1 protein-coding gene and 1 pseudogene are annotated in these 6,576 nt (G+C 75.5%); both read right to left on the bottom strand.

Features of this window, described 5'->3' with window-relative positions:
- The coding region (locus OG562_RS45870) for a type I polyketide synthase (RefSeq protein WP_266409965.1) at positions 1-4,046 on the bottom strand (4,046 nt) is incomplete at its 3' end.
- 61 nt (positions 4,047-4,107) lie between these two features.
- Positions 4,108-6,576, bottom strand: a pseudogene (locus OG562_RS45865) (KR domain-containing protein); the annotation flags it as partial.

Genomic DNA, 6,576 nt, shown 5'->3' with positions numbered 1-6,576 from the left:
CGGTGATCAGTACGGTGCCGTTCGGGTCGACGGCGGGAGCGTCGTCCGTGGACTCGGCCGGGGACAGCCGCGGCACCCACGCCCCGCCCCCTGATCGCGACTTCAGGCTCGTCCCGTACGGCGTCCAGCGCGGCCGCCAGCAGTTCCGGCCCAAAGGCCTCAGGGTCGCCCGCCACCGTCAACAGCCCGAAGCGCCGGGGGTGTTCGGTACGCGCGCTGCGCATCAGTCCGCGCACGGCGGCGTCGACGAGGGCGGCCCCCGCACCCGTGTCGTACGTCTTCCGCGAGACCGTCACGAGCCTGCCCGCCCTCAGCCCCGGCTCCGTCAGCCAGGTTCGCAGTACGGCGAGGAGTCCGGCGGTCGCCGCGTGCACGGCGTCCGGGACGTCCGCGCCGGGCGGCGCCGTCAGCGTGGAGACCGGGAGCAGGACCACGTCCGGCGTGGGCGCACCCGCGGCGAGCGCGGCGGTCAGCGCGTCGAGATCGGCGTACCAGCGGTCGACGACCGTCGGCAGGTCGCCTTCGACGCCGAGCGCCACGACGGACTGAACGACCTCGCCCGGGTCGCCCGGCCGGCTCGGCAGCGGCGCCCATCCGGGCCGCAGCAGCGATCCGGTCTGCTCGGGGCGCGGCAGGGGGCGGGAGAGGAGGGCCGTCACGGACAGGACCGGTAGGCCCGTCGCGTCGGCGACCTGCACGGTCACCGCGTTCCCGGCGTCCTCGCCGTACCCCTCGGCCGGTGCGATCCGCACCCGCAGAGCGCCCGCGCCGGCGGCGGCCGCCGTCACCCCGTGCCAGGCGTGGGGCACCCGGCGCTCTTCCAGGGCGCGCGGGTGCGCCGCCGACCACGACTGCAGTGCGGCGTCCAGCAACGCGGGGTGGACGCCGTACCGCCCGGCCTCCGTCTGGAGGCCCTCGGGCAGGGCGACCTCGGCGAACACCTCCTCGCCCCGCCGCCAGACGGACCGCGGCCCCTGGAAGGCGGGCCCGTACGCGATGCCGTGGCGGGCGGCCCGGTCGTGGAAGTCGTGCACGGGGACGGGCTCCGCGCCGGGTGGCGGCCAGGTCACGAGGTCGGCGGTCGCGGGGGGAACGGTGTCGTCGGCGGCCGCGGTCAGGGTTCCGGTCGCGTGCCGGGTCCAGTCGTCGTCCGGGCCGGGGCGCGCGGAGAGGGTCAGGCGACGCCGGCCCTCCGCGTCCGGGGCGGTGACGTGCAGCCGGACCGCGCGCCCGGTACGGTCGCCGTCGCGCGGAGCGGGCAGCTCCAGCGGGGTGTGCAGGGCCAGTTCGGCGATCCGCGCGCAGCCGACGCGCGCACCGGCCCAGCGAGCCAGTTCCACCAGCGCCGTACCCGGCACCAGCACCCGTCCGGCGACCGTGTGGTCCGCCAGCCACGGGTGGGTGGCCGTCGACAGCCGCCCGGTGAACAACAGGCCGCCGTCGTCCGGGAGTTCCACACACGCGCCGAGCAGCGGATGACCGGCGGGCGCGAGTCCGGCGGCCGTCGGGTCGACGGTACGGGGACCGTCGTCGAGCCAGTACCGGCGACGGCGGAAGGCGTACGTCGGCAGGTCGACCGGCGGCGGACCCTCCGGCCCCGGCGCGGGGAAGGCCGCCGCCCAGGTCACGGTCGCGTCGCTCACATGCAGTCGGGCCAGCGCGGCCCACAGCGCATGCCCGTCCTCGTCCTCGTGACCGCCGCCGACGGGGGAGGCGACGACCGGAACCGCTCTCTCCGCCACACCGGCCGTGAGCCGCGGGGCGATCGACCCCGCGACGCCCACCTCCACGAAGAGGCCGTGGCCGCGGTCCGTCAACTCGCCCACGACCCGCTCCAGTTCACCCGGATCGGCGGCGGACGCCGTCAGGAACGGGACCCGGGCGGTACCCGCCTGCGCCGACGCCCCGCCGTCGTACGCCGTCACCGCACGGGCCGCCTCCTTCAAGGTCGCCGCGCCCGCGACGCAGGCCGCGGCGAGCACCGCGACATCGCCCATGGCGTTCCCGTCCCTGTCCCTGTTCCCGTTCCCGTTCCCGTTCCCGCTCTCGCCCTCGTCGTCGCCGTCCGTCGTGCCGACGACCGCCGCAGCGCGGACCCCGAACGCCTCCCACAGCCCGCCGAGCGCCACCAACACCGCCCAGCGCGCGGCCCGTTCGCCGACGGCGTCCCGGTCGGCCGCCGAGGTCGGGCGCAGCACGTCGCGCAGCGGCCGGTCGGTGAACGCGCGGAGCGCCTCCTCGCAGAGGTCCAGCCGCTCGGCGAACACCGGAGACGTCTCGGCGAGCCGTGCCGCCCAGCCGAGGTCCGCACCCAGGCCCCGGGCGGTGAACACGAGGACGGCCCGGGCGTCGGCGGCGACACGGCCGTACGCCAGGCCGGGAGAGTCAGGGGAGCTGGGCGAGCTGAGGGAGTCGGATCCCGTGGCCAGGGCCGTCAACCCGGTGAGCAGCTCGGCGCGGTCGGCGCCGAGCACCACCGCACGATGCTCGAACACCGACCTGCCGCGGGCCAGCGCGGCGCCCACCGCGTCGACCGACACCTCAGGGCGGTCCGCCAGATGCGCCGCCAGCCGCTGCGCCTGGGCGCGCAGCGCGTCCTCCGTACGACCGGACAGGACCCAGGGCACGACGACGCCACCGCAGCGGAGCTGAGCGCCGGGCGCGGGATCGCCCTGCTCCAGCACCACATGGGCGTTGGTCCCGCTGACCCCGAAGGACGACACCCCCGCACGCCGGGGCCGGTCGCCGACCGGCCACTCCCGCCGCTCGGTCAGCAGCTCCACCACGCCCGTCGGCCAGTCCACATGCGGGTTCGGCGCGTCCACGTGCAGAGTGCGGGGCAGCACCCCGTGCGCCATGGCCTGCACCATCTTGATGACCCCGGCGACCCCGGCGGCGGCCTGCGCGTGCCCGATGTTCGACTTCACCGAGCCCAGCCACAGGGGGCGTCCGGCCGGGCGGTCGCGGCCGTAGGCGTCGATGAGGGCCTGGGCCTCGATCGGGTCGCCCAGCCTGGTGCCGGTGCCGTGCGCCTCCACCGCGTCCACGTCCGCCCCGGACAGCCCCGCCCGGTCCAGCGCCTGCCGGATCACCCGGCGCTGCGCCGGACCGCTCGGCGCGGTCAGCCCACTGCTGGCGCCGTCCTGGTTGACGGCGCTGCCCCGGACCACGGCCAGCACGCGCCGCCCATGGCGACGGGCGTCCGACAGCCGCTCCAGCAGCAGCATCCCGACGCCCTCGCCGAGCGCCGTGCCGTCGGCCCCGGCCGCGAACGCCTTGACCCTGCCGTCCGGCGCGAGACCGCGCTGCCGGCTGAACTCCACCAGCGCCAACGGCGAGGCCATCACCGTCACACCGCCGGCCAGCGCCAGCTCGCACTCACCGGCCCGCAGCGCCAGCGCGGCCTCGTGCAGCGCCACCAGCGAGGACGAACAGGCCGTGTCCAGACTGACCGCCGGCCCCTCCAGGCCGAGCGTGTACGCGACCCGGCCCGACGCGACACTCGCCGTGCTGCCGTTGCCGAGGTACCCCTCGAACTCGCCCGGCGCGTTGCGCAGCCGGCCCGCGTACTCCTGATGGATCACCCCCGCGAAGACCCCGGTACGGCTGCCGCGCAACGTCGTCGGGTCGATGCCCGCGCGCTCGACCGCCTCCCAGGACGTCTCGAGGAGCAGCCGCTGCTGCGGGTCGGTCGCCAGGGCCTCCCGGGCGCTCATCCCGAAGAATCCGGGGTCGAAGGCGGCCGGGTCGTCGAGGAAGCCGCCCTCGCGCACGGTGACCTTCCCGGTGCGGGCCGGATTCGGGTCGTACAGGTCCTCGTCCCAGCCGCGGTCGGCCGGCAGCGGCGCGATGACGTCCCGGCCCTCGGAGACCAGCCGCCACAACTCCTCGGGGGAGGCGACCCCGCCCGGGTAGCGGCAGGCCATGCCGACGATCGCGATCGGCTCACGCGCCGCCGCCTCGGCCTCCCGCAGCCGCTGCCGGGTCCTGCGCAGGTCCGCGGTCAGCCGCTTCAGTACGTCGACGACCTTCGCCTCGCTCGTCATGGTTGCGTCAGCCTTCTTCCGTACGTCAGGGGTGTGCGCGTCGTCGGCCGGTCGAGGCATGTCAGGACTTCCGCAGTTCGTCGTCGACGATGGTGAGGATGTCGTCGAGGGACACGTCGTCGAACTCGCTCTCGAACCCGCCGAACCCGTCCTGCCGCCGGTCCGTTGCGACCACGGCGGACTCCTCCCGGAGGGCGCCGGACGGGGCCAGCCGGTCGAGCAGTCCGCGCAGCCGCGTCGCCACCCGCTCCCGGTCCGCAGCCGAGTCCCCGCCGACGGCGTCCGCCAGCAGCCCGGAGGCGAGGAGCCCGGCCTCCAGAGCGTCCACGGTCTCCAGAGCGTCCACGGCCTCCAGACCGGACGCGGCCTCCAGGCCGGCATGGGTGGGCTGTTCGCTGTCCTGAGTGCCGTCCGCGCTCTCCGCGCTCTCCGCGCTCTCAGCGTTCTTCGTGTCCTCGGCGGCGCTCAGCAGTTCGTCCAGGTGAGCGGCGACAGCCGTCGAGGTGGGGTGGTCGAAGACCAGCGTCGCGGGAAGGCGCAGTCCGGTGGCCGTGTTGAGCAGGTTGCGCAGTTCCACCGCGCGCAGCGAGTCGAAGCCCGCGTCGAGGAAACCGCGTTCGGGCTCGACGGCGTCGGCGGAGGCGTGCCCCAGCACCGTCGCCACCTTCGTCCGCACCAACTCCTCCAGGACATGGGCCCGTTCACCGGCGGTCAGTCCGGCGAGCGAGAGACCCGGGCGCGCCGTGCCGGCACCGGCATCGGCGGGCGCCTCGGCGGTTCCGGCCGCTGCCCGCGGCAGCTCCGCCCGGGGGGCCAACTCCCGCAGCAGCGGCCGGTTTCCGGCCTCCCCACGCAGCGCGGGCAGGTCCAGCCGGACCGGCACGACCAGGGCGCGCTCCTGCCCGAGCGCCCGGTCGAAGAGCGCCAGCCCGTCCTCGGTCGACAGAGGCAGCACCCCGGCCCGCCGCATCCGCGCCAGATCGGCGGGCGTCAGCCCGCCGGTCAGCCCGCTGGCCTCCTCCCACAGCCCCCAGGCCAGCGACACCGCGGGCAGCCCCAGTGCCCGGCGGTGCGCGGCGAGGGCGTCCAGGTAGGCGTTGGCCGCCGCGTAGTTGCCCTGTCCGGCGGTGCCGAGCAGCCCACCCGCGGCAGAGAAGAGGACGAAGGCCTTGAGGGGGTGGCGGCGGTCTCGGGTGAGGTGGTGGAGGTGCCAGGCCGCGTCGGCCTTGGGCCGCATGACGGTGCTGATGTGGTGCGGGGTGAGGGTGTCGAGGGTGGCGTCGTCGAGGGCGCCGGCGGTGTGGACGACGGCGGTGAGGGGGCGGTCCCCGGGGATGCCGGCGAGTGCCTCGGCGAGCGACGCCGGGTCGGAGACATCACAGGCGGTTACGGCGACGGAGGCCCCGAGGTCTTCGAGATCGGCGCGGAGTCGGTCGGCGCCGGGGGCGTTCACCCCCTGTCGGCTGAGGAGTTGAAGATGGCGTACGCCGTGCTGGGCGACGAGATGCCGGGCGACGAGCGAGCCGAGGGTGCCGGTGCCACCGGTGATCAACACCGTGCCCTCCGGATCCCACGGTGCGGCCCGGCCCGCCGAGGCCGCCTGACTCGCCGAGGCCGCCCGTGGCCGGGTGAGCCGTTGCGGAGTTGCTCGGTCAGCGACCAGTCCACATGCGGGGCCAGCGCTGCTTCGCAGTCGGCGATGGACTGGGCGAACACCGCTGACGTGTCGAGGAGTTCGACGGCCATGCCGGTCCACTGTGAGCCCTGGCCGGGGAACACGAACACCGGCCGCCCCGCGTCTCCGTGCCCGGTGACGACCCCGGTCGCGTCGTCCGCTCCCGTTGCCAACGCCCGCAGCCCGCACAGCAGTTGCTCCCGTTCGGTACCGACGAGCACGGCCCGGTGTTCGAAGTCGGCGCGGCCGGTGGCGAGGGCGTGTGCCACCTGGGCCGGTGTCCACTCGGGGTGCTTGGAGACCGTGTCCCGCAGTTGCCCGGCCTGGGCGCGCAGGGCCTCGGCGGAGCGTGCGGAGACGGGCCAGGCGACCGTCGGGCGGCCGGGCTCGGCTTCGGGCGTCGCGTCGAGACGGGCTTCTTGCGGCGCCTGCTCCAGGATGACGTGGGCGTTGGTGCCGCTGATGCCGAAAGCCGACACGCCCGCGCGGCGGGGGCGTTCACCGGCCGACCACTCGTGCGGTTCGGTCAGCAGCTCCACCGTTCCCGAGGACCAGTCGACGTGGGTCGTGGGCTCGGTGACGTGCAGTGTCTTCGGCAGGATGCCGTGGCGCATCGCCAGCACCATCTTCATCACGCCCGCGACTCCGGCGGCGGCCTGGGTGTGGCCGATGTTGGACTTCAACGAGCCCAGCCGCAAAGGCCGTTCGGCGGACCGGTCCTGGCCGTAGGCGGCGATCAGGGCCTGGGCCTCGATCGGGTCGCCCAGCCTGGTGCCGGTGCCGTGCGCCTCGACCGCGTCCACCTCCGCCGGGGCCAGGCCGGCGTCGGCCAGCGCCGCCCGGATGACGCGCTGC

It is taken from the genome of Streptomyces sp. NBC_01275 (genome assembly GCF_026340655.1).
Lineage (GTDB): Bacteria > Actinomycetota > Actinomycetes > Streptomycetales > Streptomycetaceae > Streptomyces.
This window is presented reverse-complemented; position numbering and strand designations above follow the sequence as displayed.